Origin of the sequence: Actinomadura sp. K4S16 (genome assembly GCF_008327685.1) — a bacterium.
Lineage (GTDB): Bacteria > Actinomycetota > Actinomycetes > Streptosporangiales > Streptosporangiaceae > Spirillospora.
In genome coordinates this window covers 428,849-455,382 of the sequence record NZ_BDDE01000014.1, presented here as the reverse complement: position 1 = coordinate 455,382, position 26,534 = coordinate 428,849, and the positions used below count along the sequence as shown (strand labels likewise).

The following is a 26,534-nucleotide window of genomic DNA, read 5'->3' as shown; positions in this document are numbered from 1 at the left end:
CGGCGGCCAGGTCTCAAGCGTCCGCCGGTGGCCGTGTGCTGTCTCCGAGGGAGATGAGCAGACAGCGGAGCAGCGAGGCGAGCCGGTCGCGTTCGGGGGCGGACAGGCCTTCAAGGAGCCGGTGCTCGTTGGCCACGTGGTGTTCGACGCCTCGGTTGACCAGGCGCAGTCCCTCTTCGGAGAGGGATATCAGGACCCGTCGTCGGTGCGACGGATCCACCTGGCGCTCGACCAGCCCTTTGTCCACCAGCCGATCGATCCGGTTGGTCAGTGCCGCCGAGCTCACCATGGCCGCGCTGCTCAACTCTCCGGCGCTGAGGACGTGGGGCGGGCCGGAGCGCAGCAGCGTGGCCAGCACGTCGAACTCCCAGGGCTCCAATCCGTGCCGGCCGAACTCGTCCTTGATGGCACGTTCGAGCAGCCGCGACGCCCTGGAGAGGCGGCCGATGACCGCCATGGGGGAGCAGTCGAGGTCTGGCCGCACCTCCCGCCACTCCTGAATGATCACGTCGACTCCGTCCTGCCGGGGCGTGTCGGTCACGGGCGTTCCTTCCGGAGGGGTGGCTTCGCCTGCAATCTAACTCTTCGACATCGAAAAGTTTGACATCCAGGATAGAGGAAGCTTAAAGTTTCGACATCGAAATTTTCGATGGAGGGATGACATGCGGATCCTGATCGTTGGAGCTCGCGGGTACCTGGGGTCGGCCGTCGCCGAAAGGCTGTCAGGCGCGGGGCACCAGGTGGTGGAACTCGCCCGCCCGGGCAGCGACCGGAACGAAGCCGGATACGAGCGGCGCATCGGCGACCTGCGTGACCCGGACTCGCTCACTGAGGCGGTCACCGCCGACATCGGCGCGGTGATCAATCTGGCCACCCCCACGGGGGACGCCGCCGTCGACGCGGCGGCCGTCGCGGCGCTGACCGGCCCGCTGCAGGGCACGGGACGCGCGTTCGTCTACACGAGCGGCGTCTGGGTCCTGGGCGCCACCGGGGCGTCGACCGCCGACGAAGACACACCCACCGCCCCGATCCCGATCGTGGGCTACCGTCCCGGCATCGAACGCCAAGTGCTCGCCACCGCCGAGGAGGGCGTCCGCGCCGCCGTGATCCGCCCGGGCATCGTGCACGGCCGCGGCGGCGGCATCCCCGCCCTGCTGGTCGACCTGGCCCGCAAGCACGGGGCGCCCGTGATCGTCGCGGACCCGGCGGTGCGCTGGCCGATGGTCCACGTCGACGACCTGGCCGACCTTTTCGCCGGAGTGGTGGAGCACGCGCCCGCCGGAACGCTGTGGCATGGCGTGACCCAACCGGCGGTTCCGGTCCGGGAACTGGCCATCGCCGCCGGCCAGGCCGCCGGGCACTCCGGAGAGCCACAGATCTTGCCGCTGGACCGGGCGCGAGAGGAGTTCGGCACGCTGTTCGCCGACGCCCTGGCACTCGACCAGGCCGTCAGTGGCGAGCAGGCGCGCAACCGGCTGGGCTGGCGGCCCCAGCACCCCGACCCCGTCACCGACCTGGGAAACGGCTCCTACCGATAGTCCGGCCCGTACCGGACATCGACTCCTGACGCGGCGAGCGTTGACGGGTTTGATGCCCTTGGCCCAGACGAGTCGGCGGTATTCGTCGGGTCGTGGCCGTGGTCGGCCAGCAGGCGCTCGGCCCCGTTTCGGGCCGAGCCCTTGATGAGATGACCTCTTAGCCGGAGTCCTCGACGCCGAGCGCTCGCACGATGCCGCCGGCGATCATCGTGATGATCCCGGGGTAGTAGAAGACGATCGCGATCACGATGCTGAGCACGATGAACTGAACGAACCGTGTGATCTCCCGGGTGAACAGGAAGAACAGGGCCACGATCCCGACGATCACCAGGAACAGCGGCCCGAAGATATTGCGCAGCCACTCGGCCAACTGCTGGGTGTTCGGATCGTCCTTCGGCGCGGCCAGCACCACGGCCACCTTCACACCTTGCAACATGTCGTCTCTGCTCCCTGCCCGGCTCCTGTGCTCGTTACCATCTCACGCGGCCAGGGGTCCCACCGCGCAACCGGGGCCGCACCGGCCTTCAGCGCTCGATGGAGCCTTGCCGCGCGGCCGCCAAGCGGATCTCGGGCCGCGATCGGGTGCTCACGATAATGGGTTCGCTCGCGCCCCGGATGAGCGCGCCGAACCCGGCCGCCATTCCGGCGGCGAACCTGGTCGTGACGTCCCCGATCAACGGGACCGCCGGGGCGGCGGCGACCGCGCCGAGCGTCGGCGGCACCCGCCGCGCCCGCACCATCGGGTCGTCCGGCCACCGTCGAGCCATTGTCCGATCCTCTCTGCGATACCGGGCCCATTGTGCGCCGTTGGCCGTTTCCGGCAAAGCGCATCGGGCTGGGCGTCGGCGGTCGGTCGTACGTCGCGTCACCTCGCTACATGAACCGGATGAGGCACTTCCGCCATTCGGCAACACTAGCCCCGATCGGCGCATATGTGCCCGGCTGAGCCCGTCACCAGGGGAGGGACGCCACCGGCGCGCCGCGGCACCGCCCACCACCTCACCGAACGGGCAGTCGGCCGTGAGCGGGCGGCGAGCCGGCCGGGCGAAACCAGGGCTAAAGTCCGGTGAGTGGTGACCTTCAAGGTCGATGACGTCGAGCCCGCCGCCGAGCGCCTGCCCACGCTGCCGCTTGGCGACCAGTTCGCCGAAGCGCTGGTGGTCGGTGGCGACCCGACCCTGCCGGTCATCAAAAGCAATGGTGTCCACCCGCTGCTCAGCGCAGTCGGGCGCGCGTTCGCCGAGCATCGCCCGCTCGTGCTCTCCCCGGACGGGGTGTGGCTGACCATCATGCAGGGCTTGGCCCAGCATGTGCGCATGCACGCCGAGGAGTTGCGCCCCCTGCTGGTGGGCCACGTCGGCCGCAAGCGGCTCACGGTGACGGTGGACGGGCCGATGCCCCAGGATCCCGGCTCGTGGCAGCACGCCGTCGAGTCGTTCAGCGAGCTGCTCCTCGCCGAGGCCATCGGTGCCGGCGAGTTCGACTGCGACTTCTCCACCAGCACCGACGTTGACCGTATGGCCGGACGGGTCGTTCTGCTGGACGTGTACTCGCCCTACTTCGCACTCTGGATGATCTTCGTCTGCGGCATCCCGTCCATCACGCTGACCGGCACGGTCGAGGACTGGCGGACGATCCGCACCCGGGTGGACGCGATCGCCGCGCTCGGTCTGGAGACCTGGTGCCGGTCACTCGCAGCCATCGCCGACCAGTTCGTCAAGGCCGCGGAAGGCGATGCGGACACCGCCTTCTGGCGGCGCATCTACAGCCCCATCGACGCTTACGGCGGCGAGGTGATCACCGGCTGGGCCGCGCGGTTCTACCCGTACCTGACCGGCGACGGCGAGCTCACCGAGCCCAATCCGCTGCTGGAGCTGCCGATCGACGAGCCCCGCGACCTGACGACCCGCCCTGGTGATCTCTATGGCGGTCCGGGCATCGGCAGCGCCGGGGTGCCGGCCACGTTGTCGCGGGTGAGGATCGACGTCAACGACCGGGTCGGGCGCGCCAACCGGGCCGTGGCCCTGCATGCCGGTCTGATCGGCGTCGCCCAGGACCCGGACGGCGCGCTACGCCCCCTCGGCGGCTGGTACCTGGCACCGGCGACGGTCGAGATCGACGATGTGATCGACCGGATCGTCCGCGACCATGCGGCCGATCCGCCGCGGCCTTACCGCTGGTTCTGGGCCTCTGCCGACCTTGCGGCGCTCTACCGCCGCATCGGCTCGGCCACGATGTTCGACGGCGCCTGGCGGCTGCGCCCGGCCGGCGACCACCGCTGGGTATGGCGCGGAGAAGGCCGCTGCCAGATCAGGACGGTCATCGATCTGGCGGACGGCCGGTGCATCGGCGCGGCCTTCGACGACGATACGGAGAGCTTCCACTGGATCGTCTGCCGCATCGAGGAGGCCGACGATTCGACCCAAGCTCCGTGGGACGGCAAGTTCCGGCTGGTCGACGAGCCCGCCGACGTCCCGGTCTACGGCACCTCGCTGGCACTGATACTCGATGCCGCCCTGGACTCCGGCGGTGACATCTCCCACCTGGAAACCGGCCGACTCGTCCAGCTCGACGCATCAGCCTTCTGAAGAGCGCGCGAGCGGTTCAGTCTCGAGGAACGGCTGAGCCGGCTGCTCTCGGAGGAGCGGGCGCGGCGTGATGTCCCGCCCTGGTGCCGCCGCCCGCGGAGACGGGATCCAGACCGCGAATAGTGTGGACGCGTGGCGTTCGAGGAGCGGTTGGAAGAGCATCGGGCCGACCTGACCGGCCATTGCTACCGCATGCTCGCCTGCGCCGCCGAGGCCGAGGACGCCGTCCAGGAGACCTTCTTTCGCGCCTGGAAGAACGCCGACCGCTTCGATGAGCGCAAAGCCGGTCTGCGCACCTGGCTGCACAGGATCGCCACCAACGTCTGCCTGGACATGACCCGCAGCGTCCAGCGGCGCGCGCTCGCGATGGATCTCGGCCCGTCCTCGCCCGCCGGGGCCTTCCTCGGCGCGCCGTTGGATGCCGCCGCCTTCGTGCAACCCATCCCCGACCGGCTCGTGCTGCCCGTTGACGGCGATCCGGCCGAGCTGGCCGCCGCGCGCGAAACGATCCGGTTGGCGTTCGTCGCCGCCCTGCAAGCCCTGCCGCCGCGCCAGCGGGCCGTCCTCATCCTGCGTGAGGTGCTCTGCTGGTCGGCGGACGAGGTGGCCGGGCTGCTCGACAGCAGCCCGGCCGCGGTCAACAGCGCCCTGCAACGAGCACGTGCCACCATGTCCGCACGTCGCACGCCGGGCGGGAGCGGCGAGGTCGACGAGGAGCTGGTCGAGCGGTACGTCAAGGCGTTCACGTCCTACGACGTCGAGGGCCTGGTGTCGCTGCTCCACCAGGACGCCGCCATGTCGATGCCGCCGTTCGCCTGGTGGCTCGGCGGCCGGGAGGCGATCCGGGCCGCCCTGCTGGGGGCGGGCGGGGCCTGTGCCGACGACCGGCTGGTCCGCACAGCGGCCAACGGATCGCCCGCGTTCGCGCAGTACCGGGACGGGAAGGCGTTCGGCCTGGTCGTCCTCGACCTCCGCGACGGACTGATCGCGAACACGACGACCTACCTCGACCCGTCCCTGTTCGCGCTGTTCGGACTGCCGATGACTCCGGACCCGCCGTCCCGTATGTAGTGCATGACCGACATCGTTCACATGTGGCATGACCAGCGCGGCGAGGGCGACCCCGTGGTGCTCCTGCACGGCGGGCTCACCGACAGCCGCTGCTTCACCGGCAACCTCGACGGACTCGCCGGCACGTTCACGACCTACCTGCCCGACCGCCGCGGCCACGGCCGCACGCCCGACGCACCCGGCCCGATCACCATCGAGCTCATGGCGCAGGACACGATCGCGTTCCTGGAGCAGGTGGTCGGCGGCCCCGCCCGGCTGGTGGGCTACAGCGCCGGCGGGACGGTGGCGCTGCGGGCGGCGATGCGCCGCCCCGACCTCGTCGAGCGCCTCGTCCTCATCAGCACGGCCTACGACCTGGACGGACTGATCTTCAAGCCGTCGGCGGACGGCGAGATGCCCGCAGAACTCGTCGACGCCTACGCCGAGGTGTCGCCCGACGGACGCGACCACTTCCCGGTCGTCATCGGGAAGATCGCGCACGCGGCCGCGACCGAGCCGAGCCAGGACCCGGCCGAACTGCGCGCGGTGACACCCCGGACCCTCGTCCTGGCCGGCGACGACGACCTGGTCACGCTCGACCACACGGTGGCGCTCTACCGGGCACTGCCCACCGCCGAACTGGCCGTGCTGCCCAACGCCAGCCACCTGCTGCTGATGGAGCACGCCGAAGCGGTGCGCGCCATGGTCCTGGCGTTCCTGACCACTGACGCGGCCCCGACGTACATGCCCATCGCACGCGCCCGCGAAGGCACCCCCGCAGCGGGGTAGCCGCAGGAGACCGCGAGCTCTGCCGGCCTCGGGCATGAAGGCCCGGACCGATCGCTCGGTCCGGGCCTCGGTGGTGTTGGGAGATCAGCTGCAGTGCGACCAGCCGCTGTACCACCACTGGTTGTTGGTGCCGCCGCCCCACTGGACGCACTTGCCGACGGCGGGAGCGGAGACGGGACCGGCGTAGTAGGCGTAGCTGTCGGTGTCGTCGATCGGGCTGCTGCCCTGGACGTACAGGTAGGCGCCCGTGCGCGTCTTGGTGCCGACCGACGTGGTCTTCACCGTCACCACGCAGTTGCGGCCGGAGGAGCCGTTCCAGAGCAGGTAGACGGTCGAGCCGGTCAGCGCTTTGTCTCGACGACCGAATGGCCCGAGCCGCAGACGGCGGAGTGGAGCCAGGGCGTTCCCGGCTCCACTCCGTGGTGCGGACGTGTCACTGGAACTGTGCGAAGAACCTCCAGATCTCTCCCTTGGTCCAGGTGGCGACGCCGCTCTCGTTGGGAGAGCCGTCGACCGGGCCGGGGATGTGGTCTCCGTCGAACGCGGCCCATTGGACCGGGTACCCGGCGCGGCAGCCCGAGTAGACGGTGGTGATGTGCGTCCGGCTGCCGGGAGCGGGCTCGCGCGGGCTCTGGGGAGTGCAGCCGTTGTTGGCGACGAACTTGTCGCGCAGCGACCGTCCTTGCGCGATGTTGAGGACGGAGTCGCTGACGCCGTGGATACCGAAGTAGGCGATGGGCTGGGTGCCGCCGCTGCACCCGCTGATCTGGGCGCCGGAGAGGACCGCGACGGCCCTGAAGACGTTCGCCCGGGCGCATGCCAGTGCGTAGCTCATACCGCCGCCCCAGCTGAAGCCCGTGGCGAACAACTGTGCCGTGTTGACGCAGAGGCCGCTCTCGATCTGCCGGACCATGTCGTCGACGAAGGTGACGTCCTCACCGCCCGAATTGGCCCAGCCGTTGCCGAGGCCCTGGGGGGCGACGAGGATCGCGCTGTCGTTCGACTGCTCCTGCTGGCCGTAGTAGGACCAGGCGCTCCCGCTCGTGCCGCCCGAGGCGACGTCGCCCGCGGTCCCGCCCCGCCAGTGGAACGCGAAGATCAGCCGGTAGGGGTGGGCGCTGTCGTAGTTGGAGGGAACCCTGAGGATGAAGCTGCGGCTCTTGCCGCCGCTCTGGATCGTGTACGTACCGCTCGTGAGCGCCGGGGCGCTGCCGCATCCGCTGCCGCCACCGGACGACAGCTTGACCAACTGCCACTGCTGGTTGGCGCCGCCCCAGTCGGCGTACTGGACGACGTTGCCGCCGTCGGCAGTGGAGGCGCCTTGGACCTCCACGGCCTTGCCGCTGCTGCGGCTGATCAGCCGGACGTGGCCCGCGTCGGAGTCGGCCAGGCGGAACTGCTGGTTGGTCCCGCCGTGGTCGGACCACTGCTGGATCGCCGCACCGTCGGCCGTCGAGGCGTCGGCCACGTCGAGCACCTTGCCGGAATGCCGGGCCTTCAACCTGTAGAAGCCGTCGCCGGAGTCCAAGAACTGCCACTGCTGGTTGGCGCCGTCGTTGCGCGTCCACTGGGTGACCCGCGCGCCGTCGCCGGTGGACGCGCCGTACACGTCCAGCGCCTTGCCGCTGTTGCGGTTGACCAAGACGTACCAGGCATCGGTGTCCACCGTCGCCGCCTTGGCCGGCGCCGGGTCCACCGCGACGAGCATGCCGATCGCGAGGGCCACCGCCACCGCGGCGGCGAACAGGGACCGCCTGCGATGCCTGCGTGAAGCCGCACCGTAGGTCTTCATCGATTCACCCTTCCCGTTGCGGCAGGTCAGGTGCGGGTCCAGCGCTGGTTGTCGCCGCCCCAGCAGCTGTAGAGCTGGATCGCGGCGCCGTTGCCGGAGCCGGCGGCGTCCAGGCAGAGGCCGGACTGGACGCCCACGATGGATCCGTCGGAGTTGACGCGCCACTTCTGGTTGTCGCCGCCCCAGCAGCTGTAGATCTGGACTTTCGCGCCGTTGCCCGTCCCGGCGGCGTCCAGGCACTTGTTGCCGTAGACCCTGAGCTCTCCCGCGTCGGTGGAGGTCCACTGCTGGTTGGTGCCGCCGTGGCAGTCCCACAGCTGGAGCTGGGTGCCGTCGGTGGTGCTGGCGTTCGGCACGTCCAGGCAGCGGCCCGAACCGACGCCCTTGATCGTTCCCGAGCCGCCGGTGGGGGGAGGCTCCGAGGTACCGCCGTTGAGGGCGTTGAGCACCGAGGTGTAGGCGGCCTTCTTGCTGCCGTTGCCGTCGAACAGCAGGGGAGTGTCCTGCGAGCGCCAGGAGTCGGTGTCGCGCACACCCCAGACGGTGATGCCGAGGCAGCGCGAGACGGCCAGGCAGTCGTTGGTCACGTTGGCGTAGGTCGTGGGTGAGGCGCCCTGGATGTCCAGTTCGGTGATGGCCACGTCGACGCCGAGGGCGGCGAAGTTCTGCAGGGTGGTGCGGAAGTTGCTGTTGTAGGGGCTACCGCTGTTGAAGTGGGACTGGAAGCCGACGCAGTCGATGGGCACGCCGCGCTGCTTGAAGTCGCGGACCATCGAGTACACGCCCTGGGTCTTGGCCCAGGTCCAGTTCTCGATGTTGTAGTCGTTGTAGCAGAGCTTGGCGGAGGGGTCGGCGGCGCGCGCGGTGCGGAAGGCGACCTCGATCCAGTCGTTCCCGGTGCGCTGCAGGTTGGAGTCGCGGCGACCTCCCGAGTTGCCGTCGGCGAAGGCCTCGTTCACGACGTCCCACTGGGCGATCTTGCCCTTGTAGTGGGCCATGACGCCGTTGATGTGGTTGATCACCGCCTGGCGCAGGCTGCTGCCGCTGAGGTTCTGCATCCAGCCGGGCTGCTGGGAGTGCCAGGCCAGGGTGTGGCCGCGCACCCGCTTGCCGTTCTGGACCGCCCAGTTGTAGACGCGGTCGCCGGAGCTGAAGTTGAACTGGCCCTGCTGGGGTTCGGTGGCGTCGATCTTCATCTCGTTCTCGGCGGTCACCATGTTGAACTCGCGGGACGCGATCGTGGTGTAGGCCGAGTCGTTGAGCCTGCCCGAGGCGATGGCGGTGCCGAAGTAGCGGCCGCTCTGCGCCGCCGCGGCGCCCAGCGTGCTCTCCGCGGCGACGGCCGGGGACGGTGCCACCAGAGCGGCGGCCGTGGTGAGCGCCCCGATGGCGCCGGCGAGAATGGCCCGCTTGCGGATCCCGGACCTTGGCATGGCTTTCGTACGCACGTCTGTTCCTCCATGAATGAACGAAGGGTGGGAGCACGGAACACAGCCGTGAGAAAGACGCCGCGCTCCATCGCGGGAACGCACACACCACCAGGCGTCGCGGACCCAGTGTGTGAGCCTTCGAAGATCCCGTCAATAGTTTCAAAATCTTTCATGGCGCATGCCCAGTGGCCGGTGTGCACGCGCCCAGTAGCAGCAGCTCTGCGATCGAAATTTTTCGAAGGTTCGCGGCTCTTGACGATGCCATTGGCCTGTTATTTACTCCGGCCACCGCCACCTCCCCCCGATCGCCTATGGAGAGAAGGTTCCGCCCGGCCGGAAATGTTAGCGCTAACATCCACGCCGAACGAAAGGAAGAAGGTCATGTTAAGGACCGGTGCGGTGCTGGCATCGCTCCTGCTCTCGGTGCTCCTGTCCGTGACGTACGTCCAGTCCGCCCAGGCCGCGACGGTGGATGTGAACAAGTGGTACGTCCTGGTCAACCGCAACAGCGGCAAGGCCCTGGACGTCTACAACCTCGCGACCGACGACGGCGCCCGCATCACCCAGTGGACCAGGAACGATCAGAACCAGCAGCAGTGGCAGTTCGTCGACTCCGGAGGCGGCTACTACCGCATCAAGTCCCGCCACTCCGGGAAGGTGCTGGACGTTTACAACTTCTCCACCGCCAACGGCGGCCCGATCGTCCAGTGGGCCGACCTGAACGGCACCAACCAGCAGTGGCGGCTCGCCGACAGCCCCGGCGGCTACGTGAGGTTCGTCTCGCGCCACAGCAACAAGGCCCTCGAAGTGCAGGGCGGCTCCACTGCCGACAACGCGAACATCGTCCAGTACGACGACTGGGGCGGCGACAACCAGCAATGGCAGCTCGTCCCCGTCGGCGGCGACACCACTCCGGGATGCGATCTCCCGTCGACATACCACTGGACATCAACGGGAGCGCTCGCACAGCCCAAGTCAGGATGGGTCTCGCTCAAGGACTTCACCGTCGCCCCCTACAACGGCAAGCACCTCGTCTATGCGACGACGCACGACACGGGGACCAGGTGGGGTTCGATGAACTTCGGCCTGTTCGGCAACTGGTCGGAGATGGCCTCGGCCAGCCAGAACACGATGTCGAATGCCACCGTCGCGCCCACGCTCTTCTACTTCGCCCCGAAGAACATCTGGGTGCTCGCCTACCAGTGGGGCGGGACCGCCTTCTCCTACCGCACGTCCACCGACCCGACCAACCCGAATGGCTGGTCATCGCAGCAGGTGCTCTTCTCCGGAAGCATCACCGGCTCCGGAACGGGCCCCATCGACCAGACGCTCATCGGCGACGGCACGAACATGTACCTCTTCTTCGCCGGTGACAATGGCAAGATCTATCGAGCCAGTATGCCGATCGGGAACTTCCCGGGCAGTTTCGGCGCGTCCTCGACAGTGGTCATGAGCGATTCGACCAACAACCTGTTCGAGGCCGTCCAGGTCTACAAACTCCAGGGCCAGAACCGCTACCTCATGCTCGTCGAGGCGATCGGCTCGCAGGGCCGCTACTTCCGCTCCTTCACGGCCACCAGCCTGAACGGCTCGTGGACCCCGCAGGCCGCAAGCGAGAGCAATCCCTTCGCCGGCAAGGCCAACAGCGGCGCCACCTGGACCAACGACATCAGCCACGGCGAACTGATCCGCACCAGCGCCGACCAGACCTTCACCGTCGACCCCTGCAACCTGCAACTGCTCTACCAGGGACGCAGCCCCAACTCCGGCGGCGACTACGGCCTCCTCCCCTACCGCCCAGGCCTCCTGACCCTCCAGCACTAACAACGACCCCCCGTACGCCCCGGGCTGGGCGGGCCGGCCAAAACCCGAGCCCGCCCAGCCCACCACCAACAGCCCGCCCTCGGCTCGGCCGCTCGCAGCCCGGCCCCGGCTGAACGCGTCCCCTCGTCAGAAAGGGCTATTCGCGTGGCTGGAGGAGTTCAGCCCGGATCAGTTCGAGCAATCGACCGACCCAGTTGCGCCCTTCGAGGGGACCGCGATCGGTCCAGTAGGGCGACTCGGAGACGCCGGTGTAGCTGATCCGTGCGTCGGCGGTGGACAGCAGGATCTCGGCGATGCCGGGGTGCTGGGTGAACTTGGCGCGCAGCAGATCGGCCATCGCGGCAGTCCTGGCCGCTGCCCAGTCCGGTCGCAATGCGCACCGGCCGCCGGTCTCGCGGGCTTCGCGGACGGTGGCCGCGTCCCGGATGCGGTCGTGATCTGAGCGGGCGGCCACGGCGCGCGCCCAGTACCCGTGGATGATCGTGGGGTAGGTCTGGCCGGCGTAGGTGAACGGAGCCGGAAACTCGTTGCGGAGTGCCCACAGGTCCAGTCGCTCCGGCGGTTCGGTGGGCGGGTCGGCCCGCTCGTGCAGAGTGATCGTGGCGGCTCCGACCTCTACGGGATCGTCGGCATGCAGGACGTCCCGGAGCTCGCGCTCACGCTGCAGGCCTTGATCGCCGGCGTTGAAGTACTCCAGAACCTTGGAGTGCATCTCCGCGGTGGCGATCGGCCCGTCCCCGCAGACCGGTTCGCCGATATCGGTGACCAACTGCCGCAGCGGAATGTCCTGGCGGTCCATGTCGCCGAGCACGAACACCCGTCGGTGCGCCGGGATCGCCTAGTACGCCTCGCGGATCTGCACCCGGTTGTCCTCGGATGGATCGGACTGGTACCGCCTGATCGCCTCCCAGCACCTGTCCGAGGTGGTCGGCCGGCCGTTCAGCGCTTCGATCTCGTCAGCGACCTCGCCCAGAAAACCCTGGTTCGTCAACGGCTCCGGGTAGCGTGCTGACCACCGCGGCGTCGGAGCGGGCCGCTCGGGTGCCGGACGCTCAGGATCATGCAGAACGATCTTTCCGGACTCGAGCCTCTGCCGCAGTCCGCGCAGGTCGAACGTCTCTCCGCACCTGAGCAAGCCGTCAGCGTAGGCGAACAGATCGTCCACGTAGTAGCCGGAATGGCCGTTGACCCAGACGTGGCACCACACCCCGTCGACCCGCTCCCCATCCACGAGCCGATAGGTCGGCCTCCTCCACACCATTCGCACAAGCTAACCCTCGATCAGCACCGCGACAAACACGCATTCATCGGGAGCGGCGTGGTCAGCGGCATGAAAGGAGGTTTGAGACGTATGCGTAATATTCGGTGGTCCTACCCCGTCCGCAGTGATGAAGTGACGGGTGAAGCAGCAGCGCAAGCGGCGGTCCGCGGGGCGCACGACGCCCCTTCCCGTACGTCACCACGCTCGCATCGCCGGGGCCCAGAGCGGCGATGCACTGGTGAAGGCCTCGATCGGCCCCAGTGGTGAGCTCATTGCACTGTGGTCGGCTGCCGCCGACGTCCAGGCCATGAAGTCGACGACGACGCAGCCGGGCTGGGCCGTCTTCCCGGACCCTCGGGCCCCTCGCCCGGTGACCGCTCGCGTGACGCTGCACTCGCCGGCGCTGACCAACGTGATCACGATCGACGACTTCCCGCTCGCGCACCCGTCCGTCCAGCCGCTGCCGGACGGCCGGGTCCTGGCCGTGGGCGCCAGGGCCCGATGGCGCCAGGACGGTCCGGACCGCAATGCGATCATCTACTCCGCCGACGGGACCGCACTGGCCGCCGAAACCCTCGGGGACGGCATCGAGCACGTCTTCACCACCGGCACCGGCCACGTCTGGGTGGGCTACTTCGACGAAGGCGTCTACGGCAACTACGGCTGGGGCGGGCCCGACGGCCCGGCACCGATCGGCTCCTGCGGGCTCGCACGCTTCTCCCCGGACCTGGAGAACGACTGGCGGTTCCCCCACCCTCCGGACAACCCGTGGGGCGCGATCGGCGACTGCTATGCGCTCAACGTCGACGCGGACACCGCCTGGACGTGCTACTACACGCACTTCCCCATCGTCCGCGTCCACGACGGGACCCTCACCGGCTGGGACGGCGACGGCGAGGCCGCACATGCGCTCATCACCGACGGCTCACGCATCGCCCTCTACGGCGGACACACGGCCCTGACCGCGACCGCCTGATCGCAAGGGCTTGACCGACGACCAAAAGCGGAGCACCGGAGAGTACCGAGTCGTACTCCCGAACGGGCGCGAACTTCCCAAGGAAGCGCGCGTCATCGGCCGCGGCCCCGACCTGCACGTCCTCACTTCCGCGGACTGGTACCGGCTCGACCTCAGCGACGTCCCAGCCGAACCATGACACCGCCGGGCAGCGGCCCGACCAGATCATCCACTCAGGGACCGCAGGTAGGTCATGAGGGCCTTGCCGCGCGGGGAGAGGAGGTAACCGGTCTCCAGGCTTTCGGTGAGGCCGAGGGCTTTGAGGCGGCGGACGTCGGCCTTGAAAGGAAGTCTGTCGCGGCCCAGGTGTTCGGCCAGGTCCATGGCGCGCAGTCCGGGGTTCTCCTCGATGAGGCGGAGGACCTCGCGGGTCCAGGGGCCGCGGCGGCTGCGCGCGTCGATGCCGTCCAGGGAAGCTTTGAGGTCGGCCAATTCCTGGTCGGTCAGGTCGTCGTTCGCGGCCAGCTCGGCTCGGGGGTCGGGTCCGCCCAGATGGAGCATGACGCGGTGGTAGCCGCCCTCCTTGCGGCTCTTGGACAGGGCAGTGAGCAGCGCCGCACGACCGTCAAAACCCGAACGGAGGGCGTCCTCCTCCGTGATCTCCTCGGGGGCGACGGCCGTGACCGAGTCGATGACGATGATCCCCGCCCAGGTCCGCTGGGTGCTCCCCGCCCGGACCGGAGGCTTGCCCCACACCCGGAACACCCGATCAATCCGCCCACCCGTGATTCCCTCAAGAACCTCCCGCCGCAACAGCATCGTTCCCTCCCGGGGTTGCGCCTCTCCTTCTGCAACTTCATGCAGGGCACCCCATCGGTCATGCTAAGCGAGCTGCAGGAAGCCGACCGAGCAGGCACGAGGACAGGCCTGGGGGCATGCCGTTGTGGCATGCCCCCAGGCGGTGGACGGGCGAGTCAGGCCGCGTCCGGAATCTCTTCCGCCGCCGTGTCCTCGATCAGGTCGGGGATGTCCCGGACCCAGAGCCGGCCCTCGTCATTGACGCGGACCACCTCGACCTGCAGGAGCTCACCGAGCTCCACCTCGCCCAGGTTCAGATCCGCCCGTACCTCCGCGGACATCTGCGTGCAGTGCAGCATCGCGGTCGGCCCGCCGACCAGGCGCACCAGCGCGTAGCCGCCCGACCTGCCGTCCTCGGGGACGGTCTTGACCACCTCGGCGTCGTGCCGCTCGCCGACCCGCGGGCGACCCGCCGCGGCGTCGCGGCGGGGCCGGCGGGCGCCGCTCCCCGGCTGCCGGTCGGCGGCGCCGACCGGGCGGAGCTGGATCTTGCGGCCGGCGACGTCCAGCCGGACGACGCCCACCCGCAGATCCGTCCCGATGTCGACGGGCGGCAGCAACTTCTCCGGGACGAGCCCCTTCACCCCGTGGGCGACGAGGACGAACGCGCCGAGCCCCTCGACGATGTTGACGACCCGGCCGGTGAACGTGTGCCCCTCGGGGAACTCGTTCGCAAGCGAGTGCCAGGGGTTGGCCTGGCCCGCCAGCAGCGTGTACCTGGTGTAGCCGTCGACCGTCTCGAACGCGCCGTGCAGCACCTGGCCGACGCTGAACAGGTGGGTCATGTCCCCGACGATCCGGCCCCACTCGACGTCGGCGGCGCCGAGCACGCCGAGCCGGCCCTGGTCGGCCTCGACGACGACGTGCTCGCGGGTGCGGCTGACGACCCGGGCGGTGGCCGGGCGGACGCTGCCGGTCTCCATCGGGACGAGCTTGCGCTCGGCCGCCGTCTCGCCGCGCAGGATCTCGAGGCGGTTCTTCAGCTCGTCCTCCATCCGCGTCATGTCCTTCCAGAGCGGCGTGTACGAGACGTACCGCAGGCCCGGGAGGTCGGACGGCATGTCGTCCTTGCACTGCGTGACCGGGACGATCTTCTTGCCGAGCATGTACGCCCAGGCGAACTCGATCATGACGTTGCGGTGGGACCCGGTGAGGTCGGCCAGGACGATCGCGCCCTCCTGGAGGCCGCGCCAGACGCTCTCCAGCACCGTCTCGCCGCTGTAGAGCGAGTCGCCCCGGACCGGCGTCATGCCGAGCGAACGGATGAGCGGGGCGTAGTGGTCGTCATACTGCTCGTCGAAGTCGAAGACAACCGTCTCGCCCTGGTCGTCAACGAACTCCTTGCGGCCGTACGGCATGACCACGAAGACGTTGTCGTCGACGGGGCCGCGGTCGCGCTCCAGGCGCTCGAACGGGCTGCTCATGACCTGCTCCTTGACTCACCCGATCCCGAGTTGGATCGGGTTACCGGTCAATCTGCACCGGCGAAGCGCAGGTCTACAGAGTCCGGCCGTGAGATTGGGATGAGATTCGAACGGGCCCAGGAGGCCCGTCTCACCGTGGCCTCTCACCCCGGGCTCACAAACTCCTCGGAAGTCGGCGCACCGCCAGAAGTTTCATCTAACGTATTCAGTGTGAGCGGGGTCGAAGTGGAACCAATAGAACTCCTCATACTCGGCGAATTGACGCTGCGGCGGAACGGTACCGCCCTGAAGGCCCCGCAGGGCAAGGCGGCCGCGATCCTGCTCGCCCTCGCGCCGGCGGGTGACGCGGTGCCGGTCCGCGAGCTCCTGAAGGTGATCGCCACCGCTTCCGGGCCCCCGAGCGACAATGCGGTGCGGCAGCACGTGGGGACATTGCGCGGATCCGAAGTGCCCATTGTCGCCGGCCCGCGCGGGAAGGGCACTTACAGCCTGGACTTCGCGCGCTGCAGAGTGGACGCCCTGGAATTCGTCGCCGGCGTCGAAGCCGAAGAGCCGGTCGACGCGCTGCTCGCGCTTTGGCGCGGCCCGGTCGACGAGGCGATGTTCCGGTCGAAGACCTGGGCGCCGGTACGGAAAGCGCGCACGCGGCTGCTCCAGCGGATCGAGCGGCTGCCAGAGGCGGAGCGGGCGTCGCTCACCGAGCTGGCCCGGTTCGCGGCCCTGTTCCCAGACGACCCCGAGGTGCACCCCGTCCGGCCGTCCGGGCGCGGCAGCAAGCCGCTGCTGCTCGTCGTCGAGGACAACCCCGACATCATGCGCGAGATCTGCGAGCAGTTGTCCACCTACTACAGGCTCCTGCCGGTCACCGGCCTGAGGGAGTGGCGGACGCTGCTGGCGGAGCGGCCGGAGAGCCTGGACGGCGTCCAGGGCGCGCTGGTCGATCTGCATCTCACCAGCACCCTCGACGACCAGCGCGGCCTCCATGTGCTGAAGTACCTGCGCCAGAAGACCGACATCCTCGCCGCGCTGGTCACCGCGAACGCCATGGAGAGCAGCGACTACAGGAACCAGGAGCGCAAGGCCGAGTTCCGCCTCGTCGCCATCGTGAACAAGAAGGAGTCCGACTGGTGGAACGCGTTGGAGATCGCCGCCCAGCTGCTGGTCGGTGAGGGCGACGCGGAGCGGCGGCACCGGCTGGAGACCAGGCTGGAGACCGCGTACCGCTTCTTCCGCCGCGAGCACCAGAACAACGATGCCGGCCGACAGCTGGAGAGGTGCAAGGACGACTACGCCACCGTGATCGGGCTCGTGAAGGTGGGGCCGCTGGAGCGGGCGACCGCCGAGGTGGCTCGCTTCTGCAAGGCCTGGCCGTCCTTCGAGATCCGATGACGCGCGGTCCGGCGCGCCCTGGAGGCTGATCAGGACGGCCACCGGACCGGCAGCACGACCCTGGCGTGCGCACCACCGAGCTCGCTCACATCGGGCAGGAACTCAAGCTCGCCTCCGTAGTGCGCCAGCCATTCCCTGGACGTCCGCACGCCGGTGCCGCGGCCGCCCCAACCGCTGAACTGCCGTCCCTCCGCAAGCCGGCGGCGCGCGTCCTCGGCGATGCCCACGCCGCTGTCCTCGATGTCGATCCGGCAGGACGGCGGCCCGTCCGCCCGCTCCACGACGGTCATGGTGACCCGCAGGACACCGAACTCCCGCCCCGTCCTCTCGATCGAGAGGCGGGCGTTGTCGAAGAGGTTCAGGAAGGCGTGGCCGAGCAGCCAGGGGTTGGCCTCCACGCACAGATCCTCGCCGCCCGCCAGCTTGCAGTCCACGCCCGGGTTCAGCAGCTGGACCTGGCCGAGGTGGTCATCGAGCAGCTCGGCGAGGCGGAGCAGCCGCTGCGGTTCGGCGGCCCGCTGGTACATCGCGGAGATCGGCTCCAAGCCGTCCAGGATCTCGAGGGCGCGGGCCGTGTCGTCGCGCCTCAGCGCGCTGCGCACGGCGGCCTTCCAGTTGGCCACCCAGTGCCCGATCACCCGGACCACCGACTCGCCCAACTCCGCCCGGAACAGGGCGTTGGCGTCGAGCAGAGCGCGGTACTCCGCCTCGATGGCGGTCCGCGCCTCTGCCAGCGGCACGTAGCCGGGACGCTCCTCGGCGAGGAGGTCCCGCAGCCCGGAGGGCAGCCGGAGCAGGCCGCCGGGCGTTTCCTGGAACAGGCCGCTGCGGCACAGCCGGGACGCCGCGGCGGGGAGGTCGGTGAGGTCCGGGATCAGCGCCGCGTGCTCGGGACGCCCTGCCACCTCGATCCCGCCGCGCAGGTCCTTGAGGGTGAAGACGGGATCGTCGAAGGCGGCGGCGACGCGCAGCAGCATGAGGGCCGGCAGGTCGCCCGCGTGCGGCGCCAGGAGCCGTTCGCGGGCGGCGACCCGCCACCCGTCGTCCTCCCGCACGCCGTTCAGCGCCGCGACGTCGAGGTCCTGGTAGCGGCCGCGGCCCGGGACGGCGGGCGTCACCAGGGCATCCAGCAGCGGGACCAGCACCTCGGAGCGGCCGCCGCTGTCGTGGTGGACGGCGTCGGCGACCACGGCGTCGCCGGTCACCCCGAGCAGGTGCAGCACCCAGCCCAGCCGCGGCTCGTCGACCTGCGCCGGGGTTCCCGCGAGCAGGTCGGCGGGATCGAGCTGGGCGCCCAGCCTGCGCAGCACGTTGACGAGCCGGTCCGCGCTGCCGGCCGTGCCCGGGGCGGCCAGACGGAGCAGGAACGGGAGGTCGACGACCAGGGAGCCGACCGGCGGATCGGCCGGGGAGGGGACGCCCGTCACCAGCCAGACGACCGGGCCGTCCTCCGGCGGCTCGGGCGGCGGATCGGCGGGCCCGGCGATCCAGGTCCGCACCCCGCCCCGGCCGAGGAGCGGAAGCGGCGGGAACCTGCGGTCGTCGGGCAGGCAGACGCGGCTCAGGAAGCCGTTCCCCGCGGGGTCGACGGGGAACGGCAGCCGGTCGGCGCCGACGAGCTGCTGCAGGGCGCAGCACAGCCGTGCGGCGGTGTCCTCCGACGGCCGCGCGATGTGGTCGCGCAGGGCGGCGAGCAGCTGCCAGGCGTCGGCGTCACCCGCGGGCGGGCACCACTCGGGGAAGCCGCGCGGGGCGTCCGATCTGCCTTCGAAGTACCAGCCCAGCACGGCGGCGGCCGAGGACTCGTCGAACGGCCACACCTCCGCGAGCTGCGGCACCGTCCGCGGGCCCGGCGGGGGCTGCTGCGTCGGGTCCTGCTCCAGCAGTGTCGCCGCGGTGTCGAACTCGCGGGCCTCCGCGCACGCCTCCACGGACTTCAGCCAGTCGGCCGCCAGGTCCCGCGCCGGCTCGCCGAGTGCGGCGACCCGCTCCCGGGCCGCACGGGTGATCTCGTCTGCCCGGGCCCGCTCCGCGTCCCGCACCTGCCGCGCCAGGTCGCCCAGGACCGACTCGGCGGCGGGCCGGTGCTCGTCCGCTAGCTCGGCGAGCGCGTGCAGGTCGGCCCGGAGAACGGCACCCGCCCGCCTGGCGCGGCGGAGCAGCGCCTCGGCGGTGTGCCGCACCCGCGCCTTCGCCGTCGTCCGCTCCGTCCGGAGCCGCCGGACGATCCGCGCAGCGGCCTCGGGTGAGAGCTCCGCCTGCTCGCGGAGGGCGTCGGCCACCGCGTACCGCCCGTCCTCGATCAGCTGGACGGCGGTGTCCTCCGGTGCCAGCGGATCGACGAGCCCCGCGAGCAGCAGGCCGGGCAGGTCGTCCGGGACGTCCGCCTCATGCAGGGCGGCGGCCAGCGCGGGGTAGCGCCACCGGCCCTGCCAGCCGCGCAAGGCCGTGGCGAGGCCCGCCTCCGTGTCGGCCTCCCCGTCCGCATCGGCTCCGGCGGCACGCGACGGGGCCTCCCGACCGGCGATCAGCGAGTCCAGGTCGGCGAGGACCGCGCGGAGCGCCGCCTCGTCGTCCGGCGGGGCCTCCGCGAGGCCGGGCCGCAGGCGCCGGTAGGTCTCGGCGAGGGCTGCCGCGGCGGCGACCAGCTCGGGATGCGGCTCGTCGCCGTCCGGCCGCTCCGCCCGGCCTGCGGCGGTGAGCAGCGCCCTGGCGGCGGAGACCACCTCCGCGAGCCGCTTGACGTACTTGCCGCGGTAGGTCTTGCCGGTCAGCAGCTCGTTGCGGGGCGCGACCTCTCGCCAGGTCGTGTCGATGACGCGTCCGACCAGGTCTTCGGGGCGCTCCCGGGCGGGGAGCAGCTCCTCGGCGAGCCTTGCCAGCGCGGTGAGGTCCCGGCGGTTGACGGCGTCACCGATCCGGCCGAACGGGCCGGTGTCATTGAACAGGGCGGCATGGGTCTTCTTCGCCCCGTCGATGTTGACCGGCACGGGCTGGGCCTCCAGCAGCGCGAGATCGAGCCGGGACCAGCCGTCCGCCAGCTCGGCGGTGCGCTCCAGCTGCCCCGCCGCCCGGGCCATCAGCTCGGCGGTGGACGCGCCGACCGTCCTGGCCGTGTAGGCGTCGGCGGCCCCGGCCAGCTCCGCCCACGGCCCGCCGTCGTCGGACGCCAGGTACTCGGCCACGTCCGCGGCCATGGAGTCGCGGGACAGCAGCAGCTCGCCGACCGCGACGGCGAGCAGCACCCGCCGCTCGGCGGCGGTCAGGTCGTCGGCCGCGGCGGCGGTGTAGAGCGCGCCGGGGCCACCCGGCAGCCCGCGACGGCCCACCGCCTCGGTGATCGCCGCCCGCGGACCCGCCGCGTCGGCGGCCTCGCCGCGACCGGCGTCGGAGACGAGACGGCTCAGCACCGCGGCCTCGACGAACGCGCCGGCGCACCACAGGCTCCGCACCAGGCGGCGGCGGTGGCGGTGGGCCTCCTCCGGGGCGACGCCGTCCGCGTGCCCGGTGAGGCAGAAGGCGAGCGCCGACCTGATCTCCGGGCCTTCCCCCAGCTCGGTGAGGACGGGCAGTACGGACCAGGGGTCGTCCGACCGCTCCAGCTCGGCGCGCACGATCTCGCCCGGCCGCTGCTCGCCGGCGACCCGGTCGAGGACGCGGCGGGCCGCGTGGACCGCGCTCTCGCTGTGCCCCGCGATGTCCCGGCCCACCCGCGCCTCGGTCGTGACACGCGCCGGGGCGTCCGCCGAGAGCGCCGGTGCCGCGGCCGCCCCATCCGTGCCGGGCGCCGCGGCCACTCCGGGCGGCTCGCCGCACAGCTCCGCCACCTGATCGGCGAGCGCCGCGCCGGTCACCCGGACGCTCAGTTCCGAGCGCTGCAGGTGCCGGCCGCCGAGACTGCCGAACCCCCCGTACGACAGGTAGTTGAAGCTGCCGACGACCACGTCGTCGTCCCAGACCAGCACCTTGGCGTGGCCCGTACCCGAGTGCAGCGTGAAGAGGCCGGGGTGGGCGGTGGCCAGCTCGGTGAGCGCGTCGAGCGCCGTCTGCCCGCGCTCGGCGCCGCCGCGCTCGTCGTAGCCGATGGTCACCGCGACGCCCCGGTCGAGCAGGCCGCGTACCGCGTCGATCAGGCGGGCGTTGACGACCTCGTCGCTGAGCTGGGCGGACGCGATGACGACCCGGCGGCGCGCGGAGTTCAGGGCGAGCCAGAGCAGTTCCCGGTGCTCGCCGTCCAGTACCGTCCGTGCCGACGGCCGGGGACGGCCGGACGGTCGGATCCGCAGCTGCTCGGTCTTGGCGACCCACGCGAGCTGCCATGCCTGGACGGCGGCCGGGTTCTCCTCGCCCTCCGGCGGCTCCTCCGGTACCGGCTCGTCCTCGGCGGCGGTCACCGTGGCGGGCGTGCCGCCGCCCGGGAACCTGTCCGCGCGGTGGAAGATGCTGCGGCTGATCGGGCCCGGCACGTTCGTGCGCACCCAGCCGAGCAGGTCCCGGACGGCCTCGCCGCCACCGCCCCCGGGCGTCCGCAGGAGCAGCCCGGTCTCGGGCTGCGCGCCGGTGGCCGACAGCACGTTGCGGGACGTCACCAGCGCGGCCCGGTCGTCGCAGATCACCAGCTTCGCGTGGGTGCGCGCGGACACCTGGGGTCGCAGCATCGGCGTCGTCCTGGAGTACCTGGTGAGGCTGTCGAGCGCGTTCTGCGCGTCCTCCGGGAGGGCGGCCTGGTGCGCGATGCCCCAGACGACCACCACCTGGACGCCGCGGTCCATGGCCCGGCGCAGCTGCGGCGTCACCTGCTGCAGGGCCGCGCGCGTGACCCACGGGCAGACGATGACCAGCTGCGTCTCCGCCTCGTCGATCAGCTGGCCGACCACGGCCAGATGGTCCCGACCGCCGTGGACGGGCTCCACGTCCACCTCCCGGGCCTCCCGCGCGGCGATCACCGCGGCGACGCGCCGGGCCTCGTCCGCCAGGCCCAGGTGCTCGTCGCGGCGCCGCGCCGCGGGCACCGCCCCGCAGCCGGCCGCCCGCTCGGCGAGCCGGTCGATCAGCTCCTCCAGCCCCGGCGGCTCGACCAGCTTCTCCTCGGCGGCCTCCCGCAGCCGGGCGACGAACGACTCGCGGGGGAACTCCTCGGCCAGCCGGGTCAGCCGCTCGGAGGCCAGCTCCCGCCGGTCGGCCGGGAACCGCGGGTCGACGACCGTGATGATCAGCCGGTCGCTGGCGGTGTTCAGCTCCGCGCGGACGTTGATCGGATACCACCGCTTGCCGCCGCCGGTCCGGCGGTCCCGTGCCGAGCTGCGGACCGACAGGATCCGGCGCTCGCGGTCCCGCCGCGCCGGTCCGCCGCGCTCGCGCGGCGCACCCGGCGCGGAGGCCGCGAGTTCGTCGTCCGCGTCGGCGCGGTTGCGGTTGCGCAGCCAGTTCTGGACGGCGGCGTGGATCTCGGTCTGGCCGGCGTCCGCCAGCGTCAGCCGGGCGGCGGTGTGCCGCACCGCGTACCGGGGGTCGCCGGGTGCCCGGGCGCCGCGTCTCGGCATGACGTAGCCGGTGAGCCGCTCCATCATCAGCTCGACGCGGCGTTCCTCGCTCTCCAGGCTGGCCATCTCGGCGAGACGCCCGGAGTCCAGCCGGTCCTGCGTCTCCCCGCTGAGGGCGATCGCGCCGCTCGTGAAGTCCACGGTGAGGTAGCCGGCCCGCCACAGGTCGTGCACCAGGTCGACGACGACCCGGTGGCCGAGGCCGAGCAGCTTGGTCAGGGACGGGACGTCCACCGGCCGCGGCCGCTCACCGGTCCCGTCCGGCAGCGCCGCCGCGGCGATCACCCGCAGCGCCGTCTCCTCCAGCGGCGACAGCGTGTCGCTGTACCCCAGCCTGACCCGCACCTGCCCGACCTCGCAGGGCAGGTAGAGAGTGGTGATCTCGCCGCTCACGAGGTCACCGCCTCGGCCGCGGGCAGGACCGTCCCGTAGAGCCGGACGGCGGTGCACAGCCGCCCCCAGAACGGGTTCTGCTCCTCGTCGCCGGCCGTCCGGTAGGCGTTCCGGTCGACCTCGGCGAAGTGCCGGTGGTTGCCGATGATGACGAGCAGCCCGCGTGCCCGGGACATCATCACGTTGATCAGGTTCTGCTGGGTGAGATGCCCGAGGCTGCTCCACGGCACCCCCGGCGGGCCGTGCCGCTGGTCCCGGACGAGCGACACGATCACGATGTCGGCCTCCCGGCCCTGGAACGCGTGGATCGTCGAGACGTGGTCGCGCAGCACGTCGTACTGCTTCAGCAGCTTGGTTTGCTGCCGGTAGGGGGTGAGCACCGCCAGCGGATGCGTTCCGTAGCCGTGCTGGTTCGGCACCGGGGGCGGATCGAGCCGCTCCACCAGTGCGGCCGCCAGCCGCGCCTCGCCCGCGTTCGTCCAGCGCGGCATGTCGCTGCAGTCCGGGACGCCGTCGGTGTCGAGCCAGACCACCGACTCCCCGGCCAGCGTGTACGGGACCCGGATCGGCAGCGGCGGCACCGAGCGCCCGGTGCGCAGCCGGCCCGGCGGCAGGCCGTCGGGCATGATCCGGTCCGAGGCCGGATAGAACACCCGGCTCACCACCTCGGCGATGGGCTTGCGCATCCGGAACTGGGTGACGAGCCGCCGGAGCGGCAGGCGCTCCTGCTCCTTCACCGTCGTGGCCGGGTTCTCCAGCACGCGGAACAGGCGGCGGAACGTGTCGAAGGCGTCCAGGTAGAGGCCGCGCTGCTCGCCCAGCGCGGCCAGCTCCGGTGAGGGGTCGCCCGCACAGTCCGCCAGGAACCGCTCGAAGTCGCTGCGGCGGTGCGCGCCGAGCTGCCGGTGGTCCCCGATGAGCGTCCACGCGGTGCCGCAGGCCAGCGGCATGGCCAGCTCGGTGGGCCACGCCTTGGCGGCCTCCTCCACGATCACCCATTCGAACCGGCTGCGGGTGCCGCCCGGCATCACGGCCTCCTCGGTGGCGGTCGCGCAGGTCGCGAACACCAGGTTGGCCGCGCGTTCCAGGCGGTCGCCGAGCTCCGGCAGGACGTTCTCGCCGCTGCGCTCGTCGAGCAGGCCCCGCCACCGGACGAGCACGTCTTGCAGCTCCCGGTTGCGCAGCCGCCCGCCGAGGACCTCGTCCACCCGCTCGCGGACCCGGCGGGCGAGGCGCACCGCCAGCATCTCCCGCGTCCACGGGCGGATCTGGGTGTTCGGCGGGGTGCCGCTGTGCGAGGTGATCCGCAGCGCGGGGACGTCCATCCGCTCGGTCGGCCGGCCGTCCTGGTCGAGCTCGCCCATCCGGGTCAGGATGCGCTGCGCGAGGTTGTCCAGCGCGAAGCCGGACTGCGCGGAGACCAGCACCCGGGACGCGGGCTCCGCCTTCAGGTACGCCGCGACGGCCTCGGCGACGACCGTCGTCTTCCCGGTGCCCGGCGGGCCCTGGACGGCGTAGAACGGCCGGTAACTGAGCATGTCCCGGACGATCGCGGGCCCGTCCTCGCCCTCCAGCCGGGCGCCCGCCGTACGCCAGCGATGCGGCAGCGTCTTGATGGACCGCGGGTCGCGCAGCTGGGCCAGCAGCCCGCGCGCCCGGACGAGGTCCAGCCGGGCGAGCGCCTGCCGGGTCAGCGCCGTGCGCGTCCCCGTGTCGCTGAGCGGCCGGATCCACCCTCGTTCGGGCATGTGCCCGGTGCCCTGCGCGGAACGGCGGAGGATGACCCGGTCGTCGCCGGCGCGCTCCTGAACGATCGTCCAGACGGACCGTTCGGGCGGAAAGCTGGCCCGGCCGTCGATATCCTCACCGATCTCCACGAGCGCCTCGCCCTCGTCGTCCTCCAGGTGCTGGAAGAAGTCGCCCAGCGAGGGCCGCAGCCACGGCGAGTCGGCGAACTTGGTGAGCAGCGAGTCGTTGTAGATGAGCTTCTTCTCTCGCTCCGGCTCCCAATCCACGGTGACCTGGCCGCCGTTCGTCTCACCCTTGGCGAAGGCGTACGTCCGCGCCTGCAGCTCGACACCCTGGTAGCGCAGCAGCAGGTCGAGCGCGTTGCCGTACTCCTGGTCCTCGGCCGCCTCGGACGAGGCGGGGGAGAGCTGGTCGCGCAGCGGCCTCCAGGACGGCCGCCCGGCCAGCGCGGCGTCCATCACCGCGTCCGCGACGTTGATGGCGACGATGTCGACGGCCGGGACGTCGATGAGCACCGCCGACTGGACGAGGTCGTCCAGGGCCCGCCGGGCGGCGCCCGACTCCCGCTGCGCGACGTACTTGATGATCAGCGCCTCGTCGAGCGGATCGCCGAACCCGCCCCAGGTCTTGCGCCGGTACGGTTGGCAGAACCACGCGGCCTGCCGGCCGAGCAGCACCGTATGGGAGTTGCGCTTGTCCTGCGGGTCACCGCCGCGTACGAACGGCGCGGCGCCCAGCGGCGAATGCAGGAGCTGGGCGTTGGCGAGCTCGTCCGCCATGAAGGCGGCGATCTCCTCGCGGCCCTGGTCGGTGTCGGCGCCGTGCGTGATCCAGCGCCACTGCTTGAGGTTGGTCGCGGCCTCCTTGGGGTTGTCCACGATGAGGAACGGCTTGTCCTGGTAGCCGTCGGCCAGCGAGCGCCGGAGGGCGTCGAGGTCCTCCCAGAGCCGCAGGTGGACGTCCGCCGCCGTGGGGCGGGCACGCGGGTCCGGGTCCAGCATCGCGGCGAGCAGCTTCGCCAGCCTGCCGGGGAGGCGGGAGTCCAGCGCGTCCACCATCCGCCTGTTCAGCTCGGCGTGGCGGGCCCGGACGGGCTCGGGCAGCGGCTCGGCGGTCAGCAGCGCGGGATCGCAGAACCAGTCCCACACGGTGGCGGCCAGGCTGAACACGTCGGAGGTGAACTCCTCCAGCATCGGAGCGGGGTCCCCGTCCGGGTAGAGGAAGCTCAGTCGCTCGGGTGGCTGGCACGCCAGCATCCGCAGGTCCGGCTCGGTGCCGTCCCCCACGAACAAGGCCCGCAGCTCAGGGAGGTCGACGTCCGAGTCCAGGGTGCGGCGCAGCAGGTTGCCGATCAGCGAGCTCATCTCGAAGCGGGCGATCCACAAGCTTGGCCGGTCCCCGGACAGGTCGGCCAGGATCGAGGACGGCCCGAGGCAGCGGTGCTGAACCCCGAGGTCGTGCAGTTCCATTAGGGCCTCGGCGAGCCGCATGAACTGCATGACCGCGAACATCGGATCGGCGCGCATGGCGTCGGCCGCGCCCGCGTCCGCGAGGGTGTGGTCAGAGCCGCGGGTGGCCACGAGCGCGATGCCCTTGGTGCCGACCCCGGCCTTGGCGGTGGACTCCGGCTCCTCGTAGCCCCCGTCCAGGAACTGCGGCAGGGCGGGCAGGGCGGACGCGCCGAGCCGGAGCAGGACGCGCACCTCCTGCTCCCATAGGAGCCCGCCGACACCGACGAGGCCCGCGTAGACGTGCAGGTCGGCGGGGCGGCCCTGGCCGTCCACCAGCCGGTAGCGGCGCAGCCGGCCGGCGATCAGGTCAGTGCCCTCCAGCCCACCGGGGCTCAACCGAAATGGCCCGTATTTCGCGGTCGCGGGATCGACGCACAGATAGTGGACGAGGCGATCGACGTCATCACCAGGGTTCACGCGGCTCCCTCCACTCGCCTCCA

19 protein-coding genes are annotated in these 26,534 nt (G+C 71.1%); 7 read left to right on the top strand and 12 right to left on the bottom strand.

Going from position 1 to position 26,534, the window contains the following annotated elements; all coding sequences use genetic code 11:
• Positions 1 to 13 precede the first annotated feature (13 nt).
• Positions 14 to 541, bottom strand: coding sequence for a MarR family winged helix-turn-helix transcriptional regulator (locus K4S16_RS20515; protein WP_235036940.1), 528 nt, complete (start codon positions 539 to 541; stop codon positions 14 to 16).
• Between the two features lie 121 nt (positions 542 to 662).
• Here K4S16_RS20515 and K4S16_RS20510 point away from each other — a divergent pair, with 121 nt between their 5' ends.
• Positions 663 to 1,538 (top strand): NAD-dependent epimerase/dehydratase family protein, encoded by an 876-nt coding sequence (locus K4S16_RS20510; protein WP_149260582.1) that lies wholly within the window; start codon positions 663 to 665, stop codon positions 1,536 to 1,538.
• A gap of 157 nt (positions 1,539 to 1,695) precedes the next feature.
• On the opposite strand, the gene K4S16_RS20505 is transcribed toward K4S16_RS20510, so the two are convergent.
• Positions 1,696 to 1,974 (bottom strand): hypothetical protein, encoded by a 279-nt coding sequence (locus K4S16_RS20505; protein WP_149260581.1) that lies wholly within the window; start codon positions 1,972 to 1,974, stop codon positions 1,696 to 1,698.
• An 88-nt stretch (positions 1,975 to 2,062) separates the two neighbouring features.
• Entirely contained in the window at positions 2,063 to 2,305 is a 243-nt protein-coding gene (locus K4S16_RS20500) for a hypothetical protein (protein WP_149260580.1), read from the bottom strand.
• 303 nt (positions 2,306 to 2,608) lie between these two features.
• Here K4S16_RS20500 and K4S16_RS20495 point away from each other — a divergent pair, with 303 nt between their 5' ends.
• The 3 genes from K4S16_RS20495 to K4S16_RS20485 all read left to right on the top strand — a co-directional run bounded on the left by K4S16_RS20495 (position 2,609) and on the right by K4S16_RS20485 (position 5,965).
• A complete protein-coding gene (locus K4S16_RS20495) occupies positions 2,609 to 4,126 on the top strand; it encodes a DUF4419 domain-containing protein (protein ID WP_149260579.1) in 1,518 nt (505 codons plus the stop codon).
• 132 nt (positions 4,127 to 4,258) lie between these two features.
• Positions 4,259 to 5,197 (top strand): sigma-70 family RNA polymerase sigma factor, encoded by a 939-nt coding sequence (locus K4S16_RS20490; protein ID WP_149260578.1) that lies wholly within the window; start codon positions 4,259 to 4,261, stop codon positions 5,195 to 5,197.
• Positions 5,198 to 5,200: 3 nt separating this feature from the next.
• Positions 5,201 to 5,965 (top strand): alpha/beta fold hydrolase, encoded by a 765-nt coding sequence (locus K4S16_RS20485; RefSeq protein WP_149260577.1) that lies wholly within the window; start codon positions 5,201 to 5,203, stop codon positions 5,963 to 5,965.
• A gap of 84 nt (positions 5,966 to 6,049) precedes the next feature.
• Here K4S16_RS20485 and K4S16_RS20480 read toward each other — a convergent pair whose 3' ends face one another.
• The 3 genes from K4S16_RS20480 to K4S16_RS20470 all read right to left on the bottom strand — a co-directional run bounded on the left by K4S16_RS20480 (position 6,050) and on the right by K4S16_RS20470 (position 9,205).
• Positions 6,050 to 6,247, bottom strand: a complete 198-nt coding sequence (locus K4S16_RS20480) for a hypothetical protein (protein WP_149260576.1) — start codon at positions 6,245 to 6,247, stop codon at positions 6,050 to 6,052.
• A 151-nt stretch (positions 6,248 to 6,398) separates the two neighbouring features.
• A complete protein-coding gene (locus K4S16_RS45800; protein WP_149260575.1) occupies positions 6,399 to 7,757 on the bottom strand; it encodes an RICIN domain-containing protein in 1,359 nt (452 codons plus the stop codon).
• Positions 7,758 to 7,783: 26 nt separating this feature from the next.
• The gene (locus tag K4S16_RS20470) at positions 7,784 to 9,205 is read right to left on the bottom strand and encodes an endo-1,4-beta-xylanase (protein ID WP_149260574.1); all 1,422 of its coding nucleotides are present in this window, start codon (positions 9,203 to 9,205) and stop codon (positions 7,784 to 7,786) included.
• 381 nt (positions 9,206 to 9,586) lie between these two features.
• Here K4S16_RS20470 and K4S16_RS20465 point away from each other — a divergent pair, with 381 nt between their 5' ends.
• Positions 9,587 to 11,011 carry a non-reducing end alpha-L-arabinofuranosidase family hydrolase gene (locus K4S16_RS20465; protein ID WP_235036939.1) on the top strand — a complete coding sequence of 475 codons (1,425 nt, stop codon included), beginning with the start codon at positions 9,587 to 9,589 and terminating at the stop codon, positions 11,009 to 11,011.
• 136 nt (positions 11,012 to 11,147) lie between these two features.
• Here the strand turns inward: K4S16_RS20465 and K4S16_RS45105 are convergent, their stop codons facing one another.
• Together K4S16_RS45105 and K4S16_RS45100 are read right to left on the bottom strand one after the other, a co-directional pair.
• Positions 11,148 to 11,828, bottom strand: coding sequence for an NADAR family protein (locus tag K4S16_RS45105; RefSeq protein ID WP_200841987.1), 681 nt, complete (start codon positions 11,826 to 11,828; stop codon positions 11,148 to 11,150).
• Positions 11,829 to 11,849: 21 nt separating this feature from the next.
• On the bottom strand, positions 11,850 to 12,272 hold the full coding sequence (locus K4S16_RS45100) for a hypothetical protein (RefSeq protein WP_200841986.1): 423 nt from the start codon (positions 12,270 to 12,272) through the stop codon (positions 11,850 to 11,852).
• Between the two features lie 370 nt (positions 12,273 to 12,642).
• On the opposite strand from K4S16_RS45100, the gene K4S16_RS20455 reads away from it, so the two are divergent.
• The gene (locus K4S16_RS20455; protein ID WP_149260572.1) at positions 12,643 to 13,248 is read left to right on the top strand and encodes a hypothetical protein; all 606 of its coding nucleotides are present in this window, start codon (positions 12,643 to 12,645) and stop codon (positions 13,246 to 13,248) included.
• 204 nt (positions 13,249 to 13,452) lie between these two features.
• On the opposite strand, the gene K4S16_RS20450 is transcribed toward K4S16_RS20455, so the two are convergent.
• Both K4S16_RS20450 and K4S16_RS20445 read right to left on the bottom strand, forming a co-directional pair.
• Positions 13,453 to 13,983 (bottom strand): hypothetical protein, encoded by a 531-nt coding sequence (locus K4S16_RS20450; RefSeq protein WP_200841985.1) that lies wholly within the window; start codon positions 13,981 to 13,983, stop codon positions 13,453 to 13,455.
• 218 nt (positions 13,984 to 14,201) lie between these two features.
• Complete coding sequence (locus tag K4S16_RS20445) at positions 14,202 to 15,509, bottom strand: hypothetical protein (protein ID WP_149260570.1); 1,308 nt, start codon at positions 15,507 to 15,509, stop codon at positions 14,202 to 14,204.
• Between the two features lie 258 nt (positions 15,510 to 15,767).
• Between K4S16_RS20445 and K4S16_RS20440 the strand changes: the two genes are divergently transcribed.
• Positions 15,768 to 16,898 carry a hypothetical protein gene (locus tag K4S16_RS20440; RefSeq protein WP_149260569.1) on the top strand — a complete coding sequence of 377 codons (1,131 nt, stop codon included), beginning with the start codon at positions 15,768 to 15,770 and terminating at the stop codon, positions 16,896 to 16,898.
• 29 nt (positions 16,899 to 16,927) lie between these two features.
• On the opposite strand, the gene K4S16_RS20435 is transcribed toward K4S16_RS20440, so the two are convergent.
• Both K4S16_RS20435 and K4S16_RS20430 read right to left on the bottom strand, forming a co-directional pair.
• Positions 16,928 to 22,834, bottom strand: coding sequence for an ATP-binding protein (locus tag K4S16_RS20435; RefSeq protein WP_149260568.1), 5,907 nt, complete (start codon positions 22,832 to 22,834; stop codon positions 16,928 to 16,930).
• Positions 22,831 to 26,511 carry an AAA domain-containing protein gene (locus K4S16_RS20430; protein WP_149260567.1) on the bottom strand — a complete coding sequence of 1,227 codons (3,681 nt, stop codon included), beginning with the start codon at positions 26,509 to 26,511 and terminating at the stop codon, positions 22,831 to 22,833. The genes K4S16_RS20435 and K4S16_RS20430 overlap by 4 nt, the downstream gene beginning before the upstream one ends.
• Positions 26,512 to 26,534 lie beyond the last annotated feature (23 nt).

Excerpts from the sequence above, each read along its gene's own strand:
- K4S16_RS45100 (WP_200841986.1), bottom strand. The coding sequence starts at position 12,272 with ATGGTGTGGAGGAGGCCGACCTATCGGCTCGTGGATGGGGAGCGGGTC.
- K4S16_RS20445 (WP_149260570.1), bottom strand. The coding sequence starts at position 15,509 with ATGAGCAGCCCGTTCGAGCGCCTGGAGCGCGACCGCGGCCCCGTCGAC.
- K4S16_RS20485 (WP_149260577.1), top strand. The coding sequence starts at position 5,201 with ATGACCGACATCGTTCACATGTGGCATGACCAGCGCGGCGAGGGCGAC.
- K4S16_RS45800 (WP_149260575.1), bottom strand. The coding sequence starts at position 7,757 with ATGAAGACCTACGGTGCGGCTTCACGCAGGCATCGCAGGCGGTCCCTG.
- K4S16_RS20505 (WP_149260581.1), bottom strand. The coding sequence starts at position 1,974 with ATGTTGCAAGGTGTGAAGGTGGCCGTGGTGCTGGCCGCGCCGAAGGAC.
- K4S16_RS20510 (WP_149260582.1), top strand. The coding sequence starts at position 663 with ATGCGGATCCTGATCGTTGGAGCTCGCGGGTACCTGGGGTCGGCCGTC.
- K4S16_RS20500 (WP_149260580.1), bottom strand. The coding sequence starts at position 2,305 with ATGGCTCGACGGTGGCCGGACGACCCGATGGTGCGGGCGCGGCGGGTG.